Raw genomic sequence first — 21,110 nt, forward strand, 5'->3', positions numbered from 1 at the left:
AAACGGGCTTAAGCTTCAACATCTGAGACATCCGCTTCGTCCAAAGCGCGTAGTTTGCGCCCTAAAACCCGCGTACGACGCCGTGCTTCCTCAATCGTACTGCCCATCGTTCCAGCATTACGCTGCAACTTTTCCAACACTTCGTCCATACGCAACATTTCTTGCCGCGTTGTACCCAAAAGAGACGCGATTGTTTCAGTGCGCTCTTCTAAAGCCAGCGTAACGTATCCTAAATGTACAGTTCTCAGCATTGCTGGCAAGAGAGACGGCCCCATAATTAGCACTCGATACAATCGGCCTATTTCATCAATAAGCCCCGGCACCCGTGCAATCTCAGTATACAATCCATCCGTTGGCAAATACAGGACCGCGAACTCTACCGTAACGGGCGGTCGAATGTATTTCGCTGCAATTTTTCGTGCTTCCGCCTTAATAACCGCTTCCAACTCACGGCGCGCACTTTTTTCACCGGCTTGGTCGGATGTTTCGGCAGCGTTCAACAAACGCTCATACGCTTCAGTCGGAAACTTGCTGTCAATCGCGAGATAGGGGGCAGTCTCTCCCCTAACAGGCATTCGCACCGCGAATTCGACGCTTTCCAATCCTTCACCGACACGAAAATTAGTCTCGTAACTGCCTGCGGGGAGAACGTCGTCGAGCAAGGCTCTACACTGCGCTTCCCCCCAACCGCCTCGTGCTTTTACGTTTGAAAATAAACGCTTCAAATCCCCAATCTGGGCCGTGACTGTTGTTACCTCGCCCAAGGCTTTTTGCATTAAGCCAAACTGTTCCACGACACGCTGGAAACTGGTTTGCATTTGTTTTTCAACCGCACCGTGCAACTGCTCGTTTACTGCCATACGTATGCGTTCTATTTGCCGCGCCTGACCCTCAGCCATATTATGCAGCGCCTCGGAAAGCAGTAGGCGGCCCTCCGCCTGATCCTGCCCCAAGCGCTGCGTTAACGTACTCAAACGCTCAGTCGTATCCAAACGGAGCGTATCCAGACGGCCGGATAAAACGCGTTCAATTTCAGCTAAATGTTGGCGATGATATTCCGCATCGCGGGCCCGCTCATCGGCTTCACGATCAAAAAGGACCGAGAGATCCTGCTTTGCATTTCTCTGAAGAAAAACAATCGCCATTAAGACAAGGGAAAAGCAGGTAACAATCCATGGAAATAACATGGAAAACATAATGGATACTTTACTCATATGGCGGGCTGTTTCTAGCCCGCCACATTAGAGTAAGTCGCTAGGAAGGCAAATGCCCAGCTTACGGCTGGTGAACATTTCCATAACTTGCCGCGCCAATGCCAGGGCACGAGCATGGCGTTGCCAAAGGCACTTTCGTCGGCAGCTTACAGCTATAGATACCTGCCTTACAGCTATAACCATAGCCCGCGACTGGCGCGCTAGGGTCGACTGGCCCTGATGCCGCATTACCGACGCATGCACCAAGTCCAAGCAGGGGAGTAACCATAAGCGTTGCAACTGCAACACGCTTTAAGGAACGGAACATTACCATCTCCTGTGAAGTTCAATGGATCTACCCAACAAACCGACATGGCAATCTTATGGCATAAGAGCCAGGTTGCTTTATGCGCCCTGCTTCCGCGCAATGGCACCGCGCCCCGCAGCAGCGCCACTGGACCAAGCCCACTGGAAATTATGCCCACCTAGCCAGCCAGTTACGTCAACGGCTTCACCAACAGCAAACAAACCAGGCACTTTCCGGGCTTCCATGGTTTGCGAAGACAAGTGCTTGGTGTCGATACCACCGCGCATGACTTCGGCCTTGGCGTATCCTTCAGTGCCTGATGGTATGACGCGCCACTGCTCCACACGTTCCGCAAGCGCCTTCAAAATCCGATCTGGAACGTTCGCCAATTCTGTCTGCATAGCCTGGGCAGGAAAGTCTTCGACAATGGAGCGCGCCAGACGCGTAGGTAGAAATTCTAGTAGTGTAGGCGGTTTTGCCCTTGGCCGCGCAACTTTTAATGCCTGAAAATCAGCCAAAACATTACGTCCAGGTGCCAAATTGAACGTTACTGCCGCACCACGATCCCAATATGATGAAATTTGCAGCACCGCTGGCCCAGATATCCCTCTATGCGTGAAAACCAAACCGTCCTCGAAGCGAATTCCCTTCCGGCTGGTATGTGCGCTTTGGGCTGAAGAGATTACCGGCAATGATACGCCGGCCAAGTCAGCGTCATTGCCTTCTAAGCATAATGGCACCAATGCGGGCTCTGTCGCCACCATTGAAAGACCAAAGCTTTTCGCAAGGCGCAAAGAAAGATCGCTGGCACCAAGTTTAGGAATGGAAAGACCACCCGTTGCCAACACAACAGACTGAGCCTGTACTATACCCGCTGATGTAGTGACACGAAACGCTGTATCGTCTCGTTCAACGTTATCTATCTTAACGGTGAAACCAAACTCTACATGGGCTGCCTCTGCCTCTTGCATGAGCATTTCCACGATCTGGCGCGCAGAGCCGTCGCAAAAGAGCTGGCCACGCGCTTTTTCATGCCAAGCAATTCTGTGCCGATCGACCATCGCCAAAAAGTCTTTTGCCGTAAAGCAGGCCAAAGCAGAACGTGCAAAATGCTTGTTGTTTGACAGGAAGCATTCTGGCTTCGTTTCGAGGTGCGTGAAGTTGCAACGCCCTCCCCCTGAAATCAGAATTTTCCGTCCCGGTTCCACACTATGGTCGAGTACGAGAACTCTTAAACCGCCACGGCCGGCAACGGCTGCGGCCATAAGCCCCGCAGCGCCAGCACCCAGAACGACCAAATCATACTGGGAAGAATTATGGTGTACCAAAGAAATCAAAAATCCAAGTTAGCGTAGTGAGCAGGCGGCATGATGCCACTCATACGGTCCGAGAGGAGGCCGCGGAAGCACGGGCGAGATTTTACACGCGCGTACCATTCCTTAGCCGCGGGCGCTTTGGCCCAAGTGATATCCCCAATAAAGTCGAGAGACGACAAATGCGCGGCGGCTGCAAAATCAGCAATACTGATGGTGTTTCCAGCAAGCCATGAACGCGTTTCAGCAAGCCAGCTAATATAGTCGAGGTGGAAACGCAGGCAGCCATACCCCGCACGCAAGGCATTACCATCAGGATGCCCACGACCATGCAGCCGCTTATCTACCTTCTCGCCCAACAGGTTTTGCGTCACTTCGGACGCGAAACGTGTTTCAAACCAATCGAGTAAACGGCGCACTTCTACCCGCTCAGCCAAGGTCCTGCCCATAAGGGGAACATCTGGATACGCTTCGTCCAGATACTCACAAATGACACGACCACCCGGAATGGCAAGACCATTCTCTTCAACCAATACCGGCACTTCTCCCGCCGGATTCAGATTGAGAAAATCCTCGCGCTGTTCCCATACCCGCTCAATAGCAAGGTCAAAAGGCAGACGCTTCTCGCTCAGGGCAAGACGAACAAGCCGGCATTGCGGCGACAGTGGAAGGTGATGCAGAGTACGCATATGTCTTTACTAGACCACTTCCGGTTAAGAGGAAATCATTGTGTTCCCTCTTATAAACATAACCTGCATCTGGCAGTGTCAAGAAACGACAATTTTTTACTCCGCTAATCAGGTGCACAATCAAGCGATGTCTCATCCTCAGCCTTCCTCGCAGCAAACCGAAACCGCACCAGCCCTCCGAATCCGCGCACGGGGCCGCTCTTTTCTAGCGTTAGTACTCTCCCCTGAGGCTCCACTTACAGACTGGCTGAATGGCCTCGACCACCAAATCGCGCGCTCGGGCAGTCTGTTTAGCGGCAAGCCAATCATTCTTGATTTGGACCTACTCGCAGAAGACACACCCGATCTGGACGGTTTCCAAAGCGCTCTAGTTGCCCGAGGCTTAAGAATTGTCGGCATTGAAGGCGGTGACAGAAGCTGGCCAGCCGTAGCACAATGGGATTGGCCCGCCCCCCTTGATGGAGGGAAAGCAGCCGGCCCGGTGGAGTTACCTGATGCCTCAGTCGATAGCGCGCCTCACCAGGCATCTCCTCCCCTCCCAGGCAAAACACTGATTGTCGATGAGACCGTTCGGTCCGGGCAGCGGATCCAAAATCTGGAAGGGGATGTTGTTATTCTAGGGTCAGTTTCATCTGGCGCAGAAATTGTCTCTGCAGGTTCAATCCATGTTTATGGCGCTTTACGTGGACGAGCCATTGCAGGCATTACGGAGCATTCAGGCGCACGTATTTTTGCTCAGAAAATGGAAGCAGAATTACTCGCTATTGATGGCTTCTATACAACCGCGGACGAATTAGAGGCATCTTCCTTTGGAAACGCCGCACAGGCTCTGTTAATAAACGATCAAATTACCCTGCGCGCTCTATAAATCCTCAAAAGAGCCATTTTCCGGTGTTGCCGTATCTCTGTAAAGTTTCATAGTATATGCGGTACGTTTTATAGCCCAGAGACGATGTCCTCATCGTTGTTTTGAAAAAGCTGGAGTATTCATGGCCAAGGTTCTGGTTGTCACCTCAGGCAAAGGCGGGGTCGGCAAAACAACTTCGACCGCAGCTTTGGGGGCCGCCCTCGCACGCAGCGGACAAAATGTTGTCGTTGTCGACTTTGACGTCGGGCTTCGTAACCTTGACCTTGTGATGGGGGCAGAACGACGAGTTGTGTTTGACCTGATCAACGTCGTGCAAGGCGATGCGCGCCTAGCGCAAGCTCTGATCCGTGACAAACGCTGTGAAACTCTCTCCATACTGCCAGCTTCTCAAACCCGCGACAAAGACGCCCTTACCTCCGAAGGTGTCGCGAAGGTCATTGACGAACTCCGCGAAAAATTCGACTGGATTATTTGCGACAGCCCTGCTGGCATTGAGCGTGGCGCACAACTCGCCATGTACCATGCAGATGCAGCGGTCATCGTAACAAACCCGGAAGTTAGCTCAGTCCGTGATTCTGACCGCATTATCGGCTTGCTAGACAGCAAGACGGCACGGGCGGAACGTGGCGAAAAAATCGACAAACACCTGCTTTTAACGCGCTACGACCCTGCACGTGCCGCCAGAAAAGAAATGCTAAGCGTTGAAGACGTGCTGGAAATTCTTTCCATTCCGCTCGTCGGCATCGTTCCTGAAAGCGAAGATGTTCTAAAAGCATCCAATATCGGATCGCCCGTAACGCTCGCTTCACCCGATAGTTTGCCCGCACGCGCATACCAAGAAGCGGCCCGCCGCCTTACCGGTGAAGAACTGGAAGTCTCTGTCCCAATCGAGAAGCGCGGGCTCTTTGAATGGCTGTTCAAACGGAGGGGAGCATGAGTTTTCTCACAAGCCTACTAACCCGCCGCCCCAAATCAACGAGTGCGGTCGCAAAAGACCGCCTTCAAATTCTCCTTGCGCATGAACGTGGAGGAGACGGCGAAGGTGAATCTGACCTGATCAAGCAACTTCACAAAGAAATTCTGGAAGTTATAAGCCGCCACGTCGCTGTTGATCAGGAAAAAGTACAGGTCAAAGTTGATCGCGGAAATTCCGTTTCAATGCTCGAAATTGACATTGAGGTACCGCAAGACGGGAAACTAAAGAAAGTTTTCTGAGCTTTTACACCTGTCTGGACACTTAACGCGGAGATATTAAATGAGTGGTTTTCTCGGGAATCTTCTAAATCAAGCCGCTGGCGCTCTCGGCGGGCAGCTTGCCGACAAGTTTGGCGGCCAAATTGGTGACATGCTCAAAGGCCAAGGCCTAAACATGCTGCTGTCTCAAGCTCGCAATGCCGGCTTAGAAGAAAAAATCCAATCCTGGATCGGGTCAGGCGAAAACCTGCCTATCTCTACAGACGAACTGCGCAACCTTCTTACCGACACCCAGATCCAAGCGATTGTATCCAAAACTGGCTTGCCCGCAGAAACAATCCTGCCTGCTCTTGCCCAGTTGTTGCCTGCAGCCGTTGATAAGCACACTGACGAAGGCCAGTCAGAAAACGCTTAAATATTTAGCGCCGAAATTTACGTTGTTTGGGCTGATCCTCACACCGAGGGTCAGCCTTTTTTGTCCCCGCGGTTTGACAATGTTCAAAAGCAAATCTAAACCGTTTCGAGATAATAATGTCATAGTTTGTTATATTCTCTTTCTTTAATATACATTTTAAAAGTGTGGATTTTATAACACACATATTTATATGTTGTGTTAAGTTCCCCATGATCCATTGACGAATAAACGCTCAACCTTAATGTCCATCGCACAATAATAACGATAAATGGGCGTTGAAATGAGCTATACTGTATCCTTATCTCGCAAAAAACGGGCTGCAATCGCCAGCATGCTGCTCAGCAGCACATTACTGGCTCCCACAGCCTACGTTCACGCCCAAAACATCCCCGAAAAAACAAAAAAACACCCCTCCCCTCCAAGCACCGTCCACAAAAAGACACAACAGGCTGAGGCTCCCGGCGGCAACGAAGCTATTATCGTTACCGGTACACGCGAATTTGGAAAAAAAGCGCGGGATTCACTCTCACCTATCGACGTTGTTTCGCATCGACAAATTGCCAATACAGGGCAGCCCACACTTAGAGATGCCCTCGCCCTACTGCTGCCATCCCTTACAGTGCCCACAGCCGGCTTTGATGCAGGTGCACTGACAGATACAATTGCATTGCGCGGCCTCAATCCTAACGAAACACTTGTCCTAGTCGACGGCAAACGCCGCCATACCACTGCAAACATTTACGCTGACCCGGGCCCCACTCAAGGAGCAACACCAGTCGATATCGACATGATCCCCATGTCGATGATTGACCATGTTGAAGTCCTCCGTGACGGCGCGTCCGCTCAATATGGGTCCGACGCCATCGCAGGTGTCGTGAATATTATCCTGAAAAAACAGGCTCACGGCCTGAATATCCGCTCAAACACCGGCATTACCAGCGGCGGAGACGGCTTCCAGCAAGGCGTTTATCTCGACGGCGGCTTCCATCTTGGCAATCGGGGCTACCTCCATATTGGTGGAGATTTTGTCCATCAAGACCACGCCTACAGATCGGCCGCGGACAGCCGTACAGGTACAACCAGCAATCCAATTTTGAGCCAACCCGAGCAAACGCGCCAAAGCGTGGCTGTGACTGCCGGCTATGACCTCACTGAAAATGTCCAAGCCTATGGTTCAGCGACCTATGCACATCGCCATGCTGAATCTTACCAAAATAACCGCCTGGCCTCATCTCTCAAATCGTACCCGGCCTATGCCGCTCTGTATCCTAACGGGTACACGCCTATCATGGCGTTGGAAGAAAATGATTTTGAACTAACAGCTGGCGTAAAAGGCTTTTTTGCCGGTTGGAACTGGGACCTCTCCTCCGTATATGGCCGGGATTTTGATCGTTTTGATGCGTTAAGCACAACCAATACGGCAGTCCTGACTGCTTCTGGACGCACCCCTACAAACTTCATTAACGCTCAGGGCTACAACGATTCCCAGTGGACCAATAGCTTCGATATATCCCGCAAAATTAATCTGTCTTTCTGGCCGCACAGCATCAATATCGCAGGCGGCGCTTCTTACCGCTATGAATCCTACTCAATAGGAACTGGCTCCGCAGACAGTACTGCTGGCACCGGAGCGGATGGCATTCCCGGAACCTCGTCCTTCAATGCAGGGAATTGGAACAGAGACGTTGTGTCGGGCTATATCGATCTCGCCACGCATTTGACGAAGAAATGGCAAATCGACCTCGCCGGCCGTACAGAGCATTATACGGATGTCGGGGATGCCCAGACAGGTAAAGTAGCAACCCGCTATGACTTCACGCCTCGCTTCGCAATTCGTGGGAATATCAGCACAGGCTTCCACGCCCCAACGTTAGCACAGCAGCATTACTCGGCGCTGGCAGTGTCGCCGACAGCTGCACGCGGTCTTATCGCCGTCAATTCACCCGGTGCGCTTAGTAACGGCGCATCCGCCCTTACGCCGGAATACTCCACCAGCGCTGAGGGCGGCATTATTGCGGAACCTATTCACAAACTCCATGTGACAGTTGACGCATACCAAATCGACTTGCGGGACCGGATCCAGCCCGGCGGAAACGTCTACGGCATCAACGCCTATAATGCGCTTGTAGCGGATAATTTTCCAATTTCAGCCGATGCAAAAAATTGGCCCGCAAGCCAGCTTTCAACACATTGGTTTGCCAATGTTGCAACAACACGTACGCAAGGCTTGGACTTAACCGCAACCTACAACACCGCATTAGGCAAATATGGCCAAGTAGATTGGGACGCGGCGCTAAATCTCAACCGCACACGCCTTCGTCACCAATCAACGGCGTCAAATGGTGACCCGCTGCTAAACGCACAATATATCGCTTACATCACCACAGCTTATCCACGCTCCAAAATCATTTTTGGCGGAACTTGGCACTCTCCACAAAACCGTTGGAACGTCTCACTGCACGAAATCCGGTACGGTCAAACGACTTCGCAATTAACGTACTATTCGGGGCCGCTTGTAGGGCAAACGAATGTTTATCGCGAGTTCCAAAACGTACCTAAATGGACCACGAATGCCTCAGTTACCTTCAATATTAACCCTAATTGGAGCGCGACGATCGGTGGAAACAACATTTTCGCAGCGTATCCATCGAAAGTACCAAGCATCAACCGCTACTTGGGTGCGCCTCAATATTACATGAGCACGAACCAACTCGGCATTACAGGCGGCTATTATTATCTTGATGTTTCGGCTCGTTTTTAAAAAACGGGCTCAAAGCAAAACATCCAAACATTAAGCAAAAAAGAAACGCGCCACATCTGGCGCGTTTTTTATGCAGGCATAAGGCGAAAACTTCTTAAGCCTCTGGCCAGCCGAAAAACTTACACACAGCAATGGGGGGCTGCTGCGCTTTTGCAAAAACAAGATACTATATTTTGGTGAGTTTGCTGGGGCGAATGACGGGGATCGAACCCGCGACAACCGGTACCACAAACCGGCGCTCTACCGACTGAGCTACATCCGCCACACAGCGAGAGGGTGTATAAGAAATCTCAGGGGGTTCGTCTACCCCCCTTCCGCAGTTTTTTAGCACAAACCGCAATTTTATTTTCAAACGCCACCACTTGGTCAGGCGTAAAGAACGAGCCTTTCAAACAAGACTTCATTCCTATTCCATCCCGCGTTACACTCAAACCAGAATTGCCGCGCCGGGCCCGATATACGTCGCACCCTTTTAACCCACCCCCTAAGGCTGAACTCTCGCTTTAATCCAACAGGAACACTCTACATGAATTTTGCTCTATACAGACAACAATGGGCCCAAAACCCATTGCGCGAAGTGCTGGCTGGAATGGTCGGTACCTTCGCCTTGATCCCAGAAGTCATTGCCTTTTCATATATTGCCGGGGTTTCACCTGCGGTCTCTCTCTTTGCCTCTTTTGTTATATCTGTATCGATCGCACTATTTGGGGGACGGCCGGGCATGATCTCCGGAGCGGCAGGCTCCGTTGCTCTCGTCGCGGCCCCGCTGGTTCACCGGCATGGCGTAGATATGATGCTCGTGGCGACATTGCTGGCGGGCGCGCTGCAAATCATCTTTGGAGTGCTGCGCTTTGAATCCGTCATGCGCTTCGTTCCGGCTGAGGTACGTACGGGATTTGTAAATGCGCTCGCTATTCTCATCTTCTCGGCACAAATACCGCAAATACTCGGAGCCGGTACCGCAACTTACCTTCTGATTGGCTTGGGCCTGATCGTCATTTATCTGGCGCCAAAAATCTCTACCGCCATCCCCTCGCCCCTTATCTGCATCATACTCCTCACGGCGATCACGATGGTGCATCCAATGCCTGTGCGAACTGTCCATGATCTGGGCGACTTGCCAACAGGCCTCCCGCACCTGACATGGCCGCATGTTGCTCTGACGTGGGATAATCTCAGCATCATATTCCCTTACGCTTTAGCAATGGCCGCAGTCGGCCTCCTTGAATCCATGATGACTGCCACCGTAGTCGACGAGGAGACAGACACACACGGGAACCAGCGCGCTGAATGCACCGGGCTTGGCATCTCTAATATTCTCGTTGGAGCTTTCGGAGGGATCGCTGGCTGCGGCATGATTGGCCAAACCGTAGGCAATCTGCGCTATGGTGGCCGCGGGCGACTTTCCACCTTCACCGCAGGCGCATTCTTGCTCATCCTCATGGTTCTTTTGCACCCATGGGTTGCACAAGTCCCCATGGCGGCGCTTGTAGCAATTATGATCATGGTTTCCGCCAGCACTTTCGCGTGGGGGAGCCTCGGTGATCTTTTACGTCATCCCAAATTATCCAGCTTGACCATGCTCGTTACTGTTGCCGTCGTGGTGCTCACACACGACCTCGCTGCTGGCGTCGTTGCAGGCGTATTGCTCTACGGCGTTTTCTTTGCATGGCGGGCTGCCTCCATGCTGTCTGTAAAGAAAACAAGCACCTCAACAACCGACACTTATACCGTTCATGGGCAAATGTTCTTTGCCTCTGCAAGCGGCCTCTCTGAAGCATTGGAGTACCATAGCCCCGCCCAAAACGTTGTGCTTGACCTATCAGATGCTCATTTCTGGGACATTACCTCTGTTCAGGTACTCGAAGGCGCTATCAGCAAACTTGAGAGCCACGGCTACAGCGTGCAAGTAATCGGCCTCAACAAAGAGCGGCATGGTATTATCGCCTCTCAGTCCGAACATAATTTACTCGCACTTTAAGAGTAAAAAAAAGGGGCGTTACCGCCCCTTTTTTATCAGAAACGCTGTTCAATCCCTGTCAGGATTGTACGACGCAGACCGTATTGTGGCGCACCGACGCCAATGCCAGAGCCATCACGCAACAGATATGTTCTGTCGAACAAGTTGGTCACATCCAAACGCAGCTGCGTTGTTTTGAAAAAACGACTGTGGAACAAATTTTCAAACGATTGAACAAACGACAGATTAAACGTTGCATATTGTGGAACCGATGCCCCATTCGGCACGGCTCCATCAGCCCGCAAACCACTTCCATAAACCATAGAGGCTGACATTCTCAGCGGATGCATGGAGTGATTAAACGCTGTGTAACTTCCTCCGGCAGAGGCGGTCCAGCGCTGATCGTGGTCCAAATGTATCCAACGATTTTGGATGTAAGCGAGATCGTCAGGCGAGAAGTTCCATTGAGCCGAAACGATGTCTTTCCCCATAGCGCGCGACCATGAAAAATTGCCATAAACACTAAATGGGCCGTGCGTATAATCCGTCGTGAATTCATAGCCATGCACTTGACCACGCCGGTAATTAAAGACGGATAGTAAAACCGGCGAACCGAACTGCCCTTCATCGATCATATTTTTCGCAAGCTTTACATAGGCATCAAACGACGCGTGCCAGCCGGGAAGCAACGTCTGAGAAATTCCTGCATCGAAATAGTGGTCCCGCTCAGCGCGCGGCGTATCGTTTAAGAACGTGCCCGGCGCAGCAGAGGTATTTGCAAATGGCAGGAGCGAACTGCCACCGACCAATTCAAATGGTGGTGGAGTGAAATAGCGGGAATAGCCAGCGTGCAGTGCGGCGCCTTTCCAAGGCTGATACACGATGTTCAGACGGGGGCTAACCTGCTTTGCATGCGTGTATTCATCGACACCGTCGAAACGCAAGCCGTAATTAATCGTCAAATTGTGCAGTACGCGCCATTCATCTTGCGCATAAAGCCCATACATCCAGCCCGTACGCCCAGTACCTGAGTGGATATTGATCGGTGTATCTGAATAAACCGGATTCCCGTCCGCGTCTTCACCGCTTTGCGGGTAAACACTTGAATCTGTTTTCGATGTGTTGCGCTCAACGTAAAACTGATAACCAAATCTTATGGTATGTTTAGGAGCTACACGCCAGGTGGCATCCGTTTGGTTACCCGTTGAAAAAACGCCCCGTGCGGCATTTTGTGCAATGCCGTTATACACCAAGTCGCCTAATGGATCGGGGGTGTAACGTAACGAGCTATACCGCGTGACGATAGAGCTTTGAACACTTAGCCGCCCAAGTTCTTTTTGAAGCGACAAAATGCCAAAATCTGTAATTTCTTTTTGATGTTCATTCAGCGCCGCGCTGTCTACGCTGCCATAAACTTTTTGCGACAAAGAACTGTTCAGAAAGCTTGGATCAGCGAATTGCCGCTGTTGCCCGGGATTATTCGGCAGCTGATACTCTGCATTTGATACACCGGCTGTCAGGCTTATCCGCGTATCGGCATCCAACGTGTACCGAGCATGGCCGAGAAAGTGATATTGATTAGTAAGATCATGCAACGCATTAAACGTCGGCTCAGGATTTTCAATGCCTACGCGATTATGAACAAAATCTGCTGTAGCGAACCAATCCCATTTTCCTGCATGGCCACCATACTGCACAGAAGGCTGGAAATAATCACGCGCGCCGCCATACATGGAAATATTGCCACCAGCATCCGCGAAGCCATTCTTCGTCGTGATATCAATGACACCTGCCTGCAAAAACCCGTATTCACTAGGCAACGCGCCTGTTGTCAGCGACAAGTCATGGGCAAAACGCGTCATCAAAGCCTGACCAAATACGCTCGTACCCTCAGGCAGAGCAACACCATCAAGGCGAAACTGAACCTCGTTATGATCCCCACGGACGTGGATCTGCCCATAACTATCCAGTGCAACGCCTGGAGCTTGGATCAAGAGAGATGTCAGGGGAGCATTATCTCCACCGGGGTTGGCTTCAATATTTTGCCGTGAGAAACGATAGGTCGTGGCCCCGGTTGCTGGCTGCAGCGCCGCGCGAGCTTGTTCAAGGTGAGCATTGACAACAATATTGTCTTCTCCGGTGCGGCTACGAACCGACACCGAAACATTTTTCTGATTATCAACTTTGCCGAAGTTTGTTCGCGCTGCCCCTTCATTCTGATCCGGTAAGTCTTGTGCATAAACAGCAGAGCACAAAGCTGTCGTTGAGCACAGCGAGAGCAGGACGCGGTTAAAACGTAACTTAAACACTATGGAGCCCCTTGAGGGAAAAATACATTCTTTGTTACTTATGTATGTTATATCATAACACCGCAAGCACCCCCGATACCCCCTAGCCCATTAAAAAGCCGCCTGCGACAAAAACATCACAGACGGCTTCCAAGAGCTTTGATGTTGTAGACTTACTGTTTCAAAATACTGGCGGAAACCGTGCTTCCTGCAACTGTCCGGCTGTATACGGCATCCTGAGCTGCAGCCTGCCGATCCAGAATAAAGCGGTTGGGTGGCAAATCACCATACGGACCCAAACCATTTGTGCCGTAAGCCGTGTTCAGTTCTGACCAAACACCGTGGAGCTTAATTTGAATTGTGGGAGCGAACGACCCGCCCCTCTTCGTGCCGATAGCATCAATAAACGACGTCACCAGACCATTAGGCATGTAGTAATGGGAGTATGATTGAAACGCATTTGGATTCTGCTCAGGGTTGGGGTCGTAATCAGCCCCAGCCGCAGTATTTAAATCCGTCGGATTAGCCATGAGGAGTCCGCTGCCTGAGTTTAGCGGGATAAAATCGCTCCGAATGCCTTGCCCAACATAGGCATATTCTCCATCAGGCCCATCCATGCCCGCAGCAAATGTGGTTCTGTGACTAATGGTCATCAAATAATAAATGCCACCTTGGATCGACATTTGAGGACGTTCCAACTGGTCATTCACGCAATTGGCGGAAATCAGAGGTGGTAGAAATTTCCACTCCGAAAGATCAGCCTTAGTTGCAACTGCCAAACCGATATTAGCGCGTTGGAAAATAGCGCCAGACCCATTCACCTCATCAACTGTTTCTGCGTATTTATCACCCGGACGGTACCCCAAATCGCTCGCGTCACAAGGCGTCTCACCCCGCACACCCGAAGAATTTCCCGCGAAAACCATGAACGTCTGCCCCGGATGTGCCGGGTCGGTAAATGTGTACGGATCGCGGAATGAGAAATACTGGTTCTGTTCGCCCGTCTGATAATAAACGCCGTCAGGCTTCAAGAGTGGGACATGCTTGTCAAAGCCCGTGAACCAAACGTGGGTATTATCCGAATGGATTTGCCCGTCAGCCTTAGTGATAATCGCTTGAGGGGGTTTAATATTCGACCCCTTAGGTATTGGCGTGTTGTAAAGCCCGTCCGAAACATCAAACGCCATATCGGTATAAAACGCTGAAATCTGGTTACTATTCGCCTTAAACATACGCATAGAACCAGACCACTGAGCGTTCTGGGTGTAATCTTGCCCTGCGAACACAGCTGCGCTTGCCCCTTCCGGGAATACTAAGCCGCCGTAAATCCAGCCGCCATTTGCTGGTCTTTGGCTAGCGGCAACACCCGCCCGCCTGTAAAAATAGCCAATCTTTGCGTGTGTATGCCTCTCGTCAAAACCCAACCCCGTGTTTCTGGAGAATGTCAGGCAAAAAATCACCTCCCAGCCGTTATAACTATATTGATTTCCTGCGGCATCAGTCAGAGGCCAAGTATCCCATATCCAAACCTGGTCGTTGGTAACGGGAAAGTCTGTTGGGATCGCTGGCATGGTTAAAGATGCCGGCAAAGAGTTCTGACCTACAGCCACTTTTGGGTTTGAGATTGCTTTAATTTGTTTGGCGTCGGCGCGTGTCCATATGGAGGTGTAGTTTTCGTAGACATCATGCGCGACACCAGTATGCAGAGTAGGCTGGGGAAAACCACTCTCGACCGGAATATGCTGCGGCATGTCTTTATTGGGCATAACACCCGGAATTTGTGGCGGGTTGGGGTCTTTTATAATGCCCGTTGCCGCAGCATGCGCACTGGCAAACAAAAGCGGTGAAACAGCCAACCCCATCATCAGTGTTGGTAAGAAAGATTTGCGTAAGATCACAGCTTCCACTCCTGACAAATTAACAATTATTACGTGTCTAATATTTAAGCTGCTGCTGATTCCGGTTTGACCAAAACCTCGCCAAGGAATGTCGCATCCACACTCAATACATAAGGCGAACGCGCCACTTCACAGCCGAAATCGACAGCAGCCCGTCCGTTCGTCCAACGCCCCGCTGTGCTTTCGCGCTCGAGCCAGCCATCCGCATCAATATCGGAGGGATGGAATTCTTTTCTCTTTGCTGAGTATTCGTTAAAGATATGCAAGGAACGCACAAACGCCCCCAAGCTGCGCCGGTCATCAACATAAGGCCCTACCACATCACAAGGGCGCGCAGCCTCAGAACACAAATAAACCCGGCTAATCCCCTGCGGGACCAAAAAAACCGAATGAGTGTCGTTACGCCTTGTGGCGTGGATTTTCTCTCCGCCTTCAACCTCTAACCACATAGCGCTGGCGAAACCTGCTTCTTTACTCAGCAAGCTTTGTTTTTCATAGCGCGCCTGCTTCGACCGGTCCTGTATCGCCCGATATAAAGGCTCGACAAAATTTCTAGTGGTATCGAGAGGAGCCGCAGCATTACACGCCCAGCTATTTACCTGAATTTTAAGCTTTATTATATTATCTTCAGCATTATAATATGAAACTCTGGATTCAGTGTTTAAATAACTTTCGGTCTTGAGCCCGTTCGCACTTATTATTGAATGCTCTTCTGTTTCTATGTGATAGTATTTATAAGTTTCGATATTTTCGTATTTAACTGAAGTCCCATTTACCAACATACGAATGGGAACAAATTTTCCATCCAGCAAGAAACAATGCTCAGCTGTAACGAATAAATCTTGGCTTGGGAGCGCAGGACCAAATGCACCCTCCAAAATACACACGGGATAACCACTCAGATCATCCGGCACGCCGTTTTGTGCTGATCCAACACGCTCTTTTATGCGCACGACGCGCCTGGATACCCATTCACCCTCAACAAGGGCCAAAATTTCGTCCCCGAGCTTGATACTCTCAACAGTTTTCTCTCCCTTGGGCGTTGCTATGAGCGCGCCAGCCAAGAAACACGCCAAGACCACACCATCTGCTGAAGCATTATCAAAGACCTGCGTACCTCCGTCTTCAGGAAGATTATACGGGTTAGCGTTAACTGCTACATACCGTCCGTCATCCGCCGCGAGCACAGTACTATCGAGACTGGGGTCATATTGAAGCGTCACGCTCTTTGCACCAACAAAACCCATAACCAAATTTCCCGGCGAACCGGAAGTAAAGTTTAACGGTATTGTGTCGTTCAAATTACTCGTCGGCGAAAATAGAATTTCACCCCCAGATGACCCTACGTTTATTACTAAGTTTTCATTATTTTCCATAATAGACTGATCTATTATTAATGTTCCACCATTTAAATTAATGGTCCCTATCGCGATATTTCCAACATTTTTCGATATATCAACGACCGCCCCACCATTTATTGTTAAATTATTAACATTAATGGCGGGCGATGCAGAACTATCCGCAGAGGGGATAAAGTTAACGTCAACTGGATTTGACGTCCCGTTCCCCTCAACAGTCAAATCCCACACAATTCCGTCAGTCGCCGAAATATCCTGGCTTGAGTTAATGGTTAACATATAATTAATCCCAAATATAAAGCTTTAAATATTCTCTATGTTGTAATCTTTTTGATTACAACATCGATTCAATAAATAAATTATTGGGACAAACTTAATATTACCGTCAATATTTATTAAAAAACATCATAGCGTATCAATACATATCTATACCTTGTTAATGGGTATTTTTATATAACTAACACCATCACTCTCTGGTTCTGGCAAATGACCTCCGCGCATGTTCACCTGAACAGAAGGCATTAGTAATTTTGGCATACTCAGCGATGCATCGCGCTCAGTGCGCATTTTAACGAAGCTCTCTTCGCTTACACCTTCCTGAACGTGGATATTGCCATCTCGTTCATCTCGTACCGTTGTCTTACCGCAAAACTCATCGCGTCCCGGCGCCTTGTAATCATGGCAAAGATAAAGCGTAGTATCAGGCGGCAAGGTTAGTAGTCGCTGTATTGAACGGAAAAGCTGCCGCGCGTCACCACCCGGAAAATCAGCGCGGGCCGTTCCGAAATCAGGCATAAATATCGTATCGCCAACGAAAACAGCATCCCCAATAACGTAAGCCATATCTGCTGGTGTATGCCCCGGGAGATGCAACGCCGTTATTGAGAGCGTTCCAAGCTCAAGTTGCTGCCCGTCACGAAACAAAACATCGAACTGCGAGCCATCACGAGCAAAACAGGAGCCTGCGTTAAAGATTTTACCAAAAACGTTTTGAACGCGAATAATCTCAGCCCCAATACCTAAACGCCCTCCCAACTTTTCCTGCAACCAAGGCGCTGCTGATAAATGATCTGCGTGGACGTGCGTCTCAAGCTGCCACTGGACTTCCAACCCAGCAGCCCGAACATAATCAATAATGTGCTGTGCTGAAGTATAAGTCGTGCGCCCGGCGGCAGCGTCATAGTCCAATACGGAATCAATAATGGCCGCAGAGCGGGTGACCGGGCAATGCACCACATAACTGAACGTATTGGTTGCTGCGTCAAAAAAGGCCTTAACAACCGGAGTGTGCAACGCCCCGGACAAAACCTGATTGATGCTATCCGTCGCGCTTTTGATGGCAGTATCGGTCACGATGTTCATCCCTTATTTCCCGAGAACTCTACTTAAAAGCCTCGCCCTAAATTTGCGCTCACTCAAAAAAGACAAAATTATCTGATTATAAATAGGGAGTGAAAGCGGATAACGTAAGAAGCAGAATTGCGCCTTATACCGAATATGATATTGAGTAAAATATGAAATCGCCCGGCCCCAAACTTGCTTCTCGTGCTCTTATTACTCAAGGCCGCGTACAATCACGGCGCAAAGTAACATTGAAGGATGTTGCGGCCCGCCTGGGCGTCTCTCACACCACCGTTTCTAATGCCTATATCCGCCCAAACCAGCTTTCCGCGGCGCTCCGTGAGCGTATCTTTAGCGTAGCTTTGGAACTCGGCTACACCGGCCCAGATCCAGCAGCTAAACAGCTTGCAACTGGCCGCGCTGGCGCAATTGGTTTTCTCTTCAGCGAAGAGCTTCCCTATGCGTTCACAGACCCCGCCATCGTTTCTGTTTTGCAAGGCGTAGCAGAGAGTTGCACACGCCGCGCATCCGATCTGGCCCTCATCTCAACGGGTGACAATTTGAGGGACCGGGAGGCCCCCGTTTCACTCGGCCATGCCGCAGTTGATGGCTATATCTTGTATTCCATGGCGCCGGATAACCGCTGTGCTATCATGGCCCAACAGCAAAATGTCCCCCTTATTGTCATTGATCAACCACGGCTGGACAATGTCTCATTCGTAGGGATTGATGACTGTGCTGCCGCAGGACAAGCAGCTCAAAATTTGCTCGATTTAGGGCATAGGCGCTTTGGCATTCTTTCTCTGAAAACAGCCCATGATGACTATTCCGGCCCGCTGACACCTCAGCGCCGCGCCAATATAGCGCACAGCACCATTGCTATGCGACTTGAGGGGTACCGCTCAACATTACAGGCCGCAGGCATCGACCCTGACCGGGTCCCATGCTGGGAGATTTCCGTCAACTCGGAGGAAGCCGGCGCGGAAGGTGCGAGGCAGCTTTTAGCAGCCCCCGAACGACCAACAGCCATTCTCGCAATGAGTGACCGTGTCGCGATCGGTGCCATGCAAGCCGTCCGTGATGCTAAATTACGTATCCCTGAAGATATTTCAGTTTTTGGCTTTGACGATATCCCCGCCGCTGAAACATCAGGCCTCAGCACCATACGCCAGCCTCACATCCAAAAAGGAATAGAAGCCGCGCGCCTTTTGCTGCTCAAAGAAGCACGACAGAATGTCATTCTAGACACTCAGGTTGTAACGCGGGCTTCGACGGGTCCAGCCCCAAAATAGAAGGGCCTCACCACTCAGAATTCAACAGGAATGTCGAGCAGACCGCTCACATCATCCATGATGTAGGAAGGCTTTTGCTCCAAGCACGCCTCAGCTGCGCCGTGTCCATATCTAGCCCAGCAAGATGCCATCCCAACATTCTGAGCGAATTTTAAATCGGCGGTCGTGTCTCCCACCATGACAAACTGCTCAAGCGCAGCATGCGGATAAATCAGCCTAACGCGCTCTGTCATGACTCTTGTATCTGGTTTGACCGGCTGCCCTGCCTCCGAACCAACAACGCCGTTAAAGAAATGCCCTAAGCCAAATCTTTCTATGCTCGCTAAAACTGTTGGACCGTGCTTATTGCTCAACACAGTCATTTCAACCTTCTTGGCTTTCAACGCTTCCAAGACAGGTATGACCCCCGCAAAAAGAACTGTTTTTTCTTTGTCTTCTGTCAGGTAGCGCGCACGGTAAGCAGCTTCAAACGCACGCTCTTCATCGACCGAACTCCCCGGAACAAAGGCGGCAAAAAGCGTCGCTAACGTACCGCCCCGGGCTAACTGGTCTTTTAATTCCTTTTCAGAAGGCACGCGTTGACCTACCGCCTCAAATGCCAAAGCCAAGCAGGACAAAATTGCAGGCCGCGTCTCAGCCAAAGTACCGTCATAGTCCAGAAGAAAGATTGTATTTTTCATAAGATTTGACTCGTACCTTGGCTGTCAAATGGAACGATTTATTGGATTTCTTTGCACTTCAATGACGTTTTGGGATTTTCGACATCGGAGAAACTAACCTCGCCGTGCTCTTCCCACCACTCGTAATGAGAAGCCACATACCTGGCACCGCTGGCAGAAATCACGTTCGTAAAAACTTGGGTGTTATTTTCAACTACAACGCCCGCAAGGCTAATGTCCCCCGCATTGATGTAATTCACACCGAACACGCCTTTGGGCAGAAGCTTTCTGAGGCTCGCAGGCTGTGCATCGCATTTATAGCGCGACGTCTGCAGCGGCTGATTTTTTCCGACGCTAAACGATAACGGAATTTGTAAAACACGCCCCGCAGCGGCCTCAGCATCCGTACCAAACAATCCCATAGCCAAAAGCGTACACAGAGAAAAATAACCAGAAAGCTTCATGACGTGTTCCTTTTTCTAACGGTCCCCCGACTGTAAAGCAGAGGCCTTACTTGTCAAAGTACGATAAAAATCAGCCACGCGCGCAGCCTGCACGTCTGGCCGCCAAAGCGCCATATCCCAGTCTCGCAAGGAAGAGGATGCGCACAACTCCTCCAATGCTCCCACCATTGCCTGCAGGTTTTCAGGCTCAATAAAACACTCTGGTGCATCTGCTAAAATATCGAGCACCCCACCTGCAGCAGTCGCTCGGACAGGCAGACCAGCCGCCATAGCTTCCAACAAAACCAGACCAAACGGCTCATGGTGTGACGGCATTACAAAAGCATCAAACCCCGCAAAAAGGCTTGGCATATCTTTACGATACCCCATGAAATGGATGTCTGTGCTCTCTCGTGACATAGCCTCCAACGTCAACCGCTGGGGGCCGTCCCCTACAAACACCAAAGCCGCCCCCGCTGGCCTTCGCGCTGCTCCCCACGCTTTGATAAGAGTTTTGAAACCCTTTTCTTCCACCATTCGACCAGCTGCCACGACCAAAAATGCGTGCTGCGGCAAGCCCAATTCTTTCCGCACAGCATCCCGCAATACGCTGCGCTCACTGGGCTTAACTTCCACAGCCGTCCAATTTGGCACAATACGTGCCCGCTGCTTCTGCGCCTGCGGAAGCTCTTCAAACTGCCAACGTGCTATACAAATCAGTGCGTCATGCGTGCCATAGCTTCGCTCGCGGTAACGTGTATGCAGTGTGGCCAGAAGTGGCGTTTTTCCACCGATCCCTAAACGCCGCAACCACGTGGCACGCGCAGAAGCACGCCCCAAATGCGTATGAATAATATCGTAATGCCCCGAACGCCATAATTGAGCGAGGCTCACAAGATACCCCCAACGCCCAGCCCGAATGACACGAACACTCGGGGCTAAGTGCTGCGTAATATCTCCACCTGTTCGGGCATCGCACGTCTCACGCTCCAGTAACACGGTGACGTCACAAGATTGCGCTTGTAGGGCGCTTAATTGGGCAACATGCCGTTCAGTTCCTGCAAATTCACACGTTGATAACGCGTGTAAAATGCGCAAACGGGCCGGATCGTCGTTCACCGAAGTTGCTCG

Annotated in this window: 18 protein-coding genes and 1 tRNA gene; 7 read left to right on the forward strand and 12 right to left on the reverse strand. The window is 50.7% G+C overall.

Annotated features, from left to right (window positions below; translation table 11 throughout):
• Positions 1–8: 8 nt before the first annotated feature.
• The 4 genes from D5366_RS01855 to fzlA form a co-directional block, all read right to left on the reverse strand.
• Positions 9–1,214 (reverse strand): DNA recombination protein RmuC, encoded by a 1,206-nt coding sequence (locus D5366_RS01855; protein ID WP_141492053.1) that lies wholly within the window; start codon positions 1,212–1,214, stop codon positions 9–11.
• Between the two features lie 61 nt (positions 1,215–1,275).
• Positions 1,276–1,521 (reverse strand): hypothetical protein, encoded by a 246-nt coding sequence (locus D5366_RS01860; protein WP_141492054.1) that lies wholly within the window; start codon positions 1,519–1,521, stop codon positions 1,276–1,278.
• A gap of 77 nt (positions 1,522–1,598) precedes the next feature.
• Complete coding sequence (locus D5366_RS01865) at positions 1,599–2,765, reverse strand: BaiN/RdsA family NAD(P)/FAD-dependent oxidoreductase (protein WP_141493752.1); 1,167 nt, start codon at positions 2,763–2,765, stop codon at positions 1,599–1,601.
• 68 nt (positions 2,766–2,833) lie between these two features.
• Positions 2,834–3,502, reverse strand: coding sequence for an FtsZ-binding protein FzlA (gene fzlA / locus D5366_RS01870; RefSeq protein WP_141492055.1), 669 nt, complete (start codon positions 3,500–3,502; stop codon positions 2,834–2,836).
• Positions 3,503–3,629: 127 nt separating this feature from the next.
• On the opposite strand from fzlA, the gene minC reads away from it, so the two are divergent.
• From minC to D5366_RS01895, 5 genes are all read left to right on the forward strand, one after another.
• Positions 3,630–4,370, forward strand: coding sequence for a septum site-determining protein MinC (minC, locus tag D5366_RS01875; protein WP_141492056.1), 741 nt, complete (start codon positions 3,630–3,632; stop codon positions 4,368–4,370).
• A gap of 121 nt (positions 4,371–4,491) precedes the next feature.
• Complete coding sequence (gene minD / locus D5366_RS01880; protein ID WP_141492057.1) at positions 4,492–5,307, forward strand: septum site-determining protein MinD; 816 nt, start codon at positions 4,492–4,494, stop codon at positions 5,305–5,307.
• Positions 5,304–5,585 carry a cell division topological specificity factor MinE gene (gene minE / locus D5366_RS01885; RefSeq protein WP_141492058.1) on the forward strand — a complete coding sequence of 94 codons (282 nt, stop codon included), beginning with the start codon at positions 5,304–5,306 and terminating at the stop codon, positions 5,583–5,585. Before minD ends, minE begins: the two co-directional genes overlap by 4 nt.
• 40 nt (positions 5,586–5,625) lie before the next feature.
• On the forward strand, positions 5,626–5,979 hold the full coding sequence (locus D5366_RS01890) for a YidB family protein (RefSeq protein ID WP_141492059.1): 354 nt from the start codon (positions 5,626–5,628) through the stop codon (positions 5,977–5,979).
• Positions 5,980–6,310: 331 nt separating this feature from the next.
• On the forward strand, positions 6,311–8,740 hold the full coding sequence (locus D5366_RS01895) for a TonB-dependent receptor plug domain-containing protein (protein ID WP_141493753.1): 2,430 nt from the start codon (positions 6,311–6,313) through the stop codon (positions 8,738–8,740).
• A 186-nt stretch (positions 8,741–8,926) separates the two neighbouring features.
• Here D5366_RS01895 and D5366_RS01900 read toward each other — a convergent pair.
• A tRNA-His gene (locus tag D5366_RS01900) sits at positions 8,927–9,002 on the reverse strand.
• A gap of 264 nt (positions 9,003–9,266) precedes the next feature.
• Between D5366_RS01900 and D5366_RS01905 the strand changes: the two genes are divergently transcribed.
• Positions 9,267–10,721, forward strand: a complete 1,455-nt coding sequence (locus D5366_RS01905) for a SulP family inorganic anion transporter (RefSeq protein ID WP_141492060.1) — start codon at positions 9,267–9,269, stop codon at positions 10,719–10,721.
• A gap of 35 nt (positions 10,722–10,756) precedes the next feature.
• Here D5366_RS01905 and D5366_RS01910 read toward each other — a convergent pair whose 3' ends face one another.
• From D5366_RS01910 to D5366_RS01925, 4 genes are all read right to left on the reverse strand, one after another.
• On the reverse strand, positions 10,757–13,009 hold the full coding sequence (locus D5366_RS01910; RefSeq protein WP_170211027.1) for a TonB-dependent receptor: 2,253 nt from the start codon (positions 13,007–13,009) through the stop codon (positions 10,757–10,759).
• A 152-nt stretch (positions 13,010–13,161) separates the two neighbouring features.
• Positions 13,162–14,853, reverse strand: a complete 1,692-nt coding sequence (locus D5366_RS01915) for a glycoside hydrolase family 68 protein (protein ID WP_373317506.1) — start codon at positions 14,851–14,853, stop codon at positions 13,162–13,164.
• A gap of 77 nt (positions 14,854–14,930) precedes the next feature.
• On the reverse strand, positions 14,931–16,523 hold the full coding sequence (locus D5366_RS01920) for a Hint domain-containing protein (protein WP_141492061.1): 1,593 nt from the start codon (positions 16,521–16,523) through the stop codon (positions 14,931–14,933).
• Positions 16,524–16,670: 147 nt separating this feature from the next.
• A complete protein-coding gene (locus D5366_RS01925) occupies positions 16,671–17,597 on the reverse strand; it encodes an MBL fold metallo-hydrolase (RefSeq protein ID WP_240775291.1) in 927 nt (308 codons plus the stop codon).
• 161 nt (positions 17,598–17,758) lie between these two features.
• On the opposite strand from D5366_RS01925, the gene D5366_RS01930 reads away from it, so the two are divergent.
• On the forward strand, positions 17,759–18,877 hold the full coding sequence (locus D5366_RS01930; protein ID WP_141492063.1) for a LacI family DNA-binding transcriptional regulator: 1,119 nt from the start codon (positions 17,759–17,761) through the stop codon (positions 18,875–18,877).
• A gap of 14 nt (positions 18,878–18,891) precedes the next feature.
• On the opposite strand, the gene D5366_RS01935 is transcribed toward D5366_RS01930, so the two are convergent.
• From D5366_RS01935 to D5366_RS01945, 3 genes are read right to left on the reverse strand one after another with little or no spacing between them, the layout of a single operon-like run.
• Positions 18,892–19,557, reverse strand: a complete 666-nt coding sequence (locus tag D5366_RS01935; RefSeq protein ID WP_141492064.1) for an HAD family hydrolase — start codon at positions 19,555–19,557, stop codon at positions 18,892–18,894.
• A 38-nt stretch (positions 19,558–19,595) separates the two neighbouring features.
• Positions 19,596–20,000, reverse strand: coding sequence for an MliC family protein (locus D5366_RS01940; RefSeq protein WP_205839597.1), 405 nt, complete (start codon positions 19,998–20,000; stop codon positions 19,596–19,598).
• Between the two features lie 15 nt (positions 20,001–20,015).
• Positions 20,016–21,098 carry a glycosyltransferase family 4 protein gene (locus D5366_RS01945; RefSeq protein ID WP_141492065.1) on the reverse strand — a complete coding sequence of 361 codons (1,083 nt, stop codon included), beginning with the start codon at positions 21,096–21,098 and terminating at the stop codon, positions 20,016–20,018.
• Positions 21,099–21,110: the final 12 nt, after the last annotated feature.

The organism is Neokomagataea tanensis (assembly GCF_006542335.1).
GTDB classification, from domain to species: domain Bacteria; phylum Pseudomonadota; class Alphaproteobacteria; order Acetobacterales; family Acetobacteraceae; genus Gluconobacter; species Gluconobacter tanensis.

Bases quoted from the DNA above. Each gene is read 5' to 3' on its own strand.
- D5366_RS01855 (WP_141492053.1), bottom strand. From the start codon at position 1,214: ATGAGTAAAGTATCCATTATGTTTTCCATGTTATTTCCATGGATTGTT.
- D5366_RS01860 (WP_141492054.1), bottom strand. From the start codon at position 1,521: ATGTTCCGTTCCTTAAAGCGTGTTGCAGTTGCAACGCTTATGGTTACT.
- D5366_RS01865 (WP_141493752.1), bottom strand. From the start codon at position 2,765: ATGGCCGCAGCCGTTGCCGGCCGTGGCGGTTTAAGAGTTCTCGTACTC.
- fzlA (WP_141492055.1), bottom strand. From the start codon at position 3,502: ATGCGTACTCTGCATCACCTTCCACTGTCGCCGCAATGCCGGCTTGTT.
- minC (WP_141492056.1), top strand. From the start codon at position 3,630: ATGTCTCATCCTCAGCCTTCCTCGCAGCAAACCGAAACCGCACCAGCC.
- minD (WP_141492057.1), top strand. From the start codon at position 4,492: ATGGCCAAGGTTCTGGTTGTCACCTCAGGCAAAGGCGGGGTCGGCAAA.
- minE (WP_141492058.1), top strand. From the start codon at position 5,304: ATGAGTTTTCTCACAAGCCTACTAACCCGCCGCCCCAAATCAACGAGT.
- D5366_RS01890 (WP_141492059.1), top strand. From the start codon at position 5,626: ATGAGTGGTTTTCTCGGGAATCTTCTAAATCAAGCCGCTGGCGCTCTC.
- D5366_RS01895 (WP_141493753.1), top strand. From the start codon at position 6,311: ATGCTGCTCAGCAGCACATTACTGGCTCCCACAGCCTACGTTCACGCC.
- D5366_RS01905 (WP_141492060.1), top strand. From the start codon at position 9,267: ATGAATTTTGCTCTATACAGACAACAATGGGCCCAAAACCCATTGCGC.
- D5366_RS01915 (WP_373317506.1), bottom strand. From the start codon at position 14,853: ATGATGGGGTTGGCTGTTTCACCGCTTTTGTTTGCCAGTGCGCATGCT.
- D5366_RS01920 (WP_141492061.1), bottom strand. From the start codon at position 16,523: ATGTTAACCATTAACTCAAGCCAGGATATTTCGGCGACTGACGGAATT.
- D5366_RS01930 (WP_141492063.1), top strand. From the start codon at position 17,759: ATGAAATCGCCCGGCCCCAAACTTGCTTCTCGTGCTCTTATTACTCAA.
- D5366_RS01935 (WP_141492064.1), bottom strand. From the start codon at position 19,557: ATGAAAAATACAATCTTTCTTCTGGACTATGACGGTACTTTGGCTGAG.
- D5366_RS01940 (WP_205839597.1), bottom strand. From the start codon at position 20,000: ATGAAGCTTTCTGGTTATTTTTCTCTGTGTACGCTTTTGGCTATGGGA.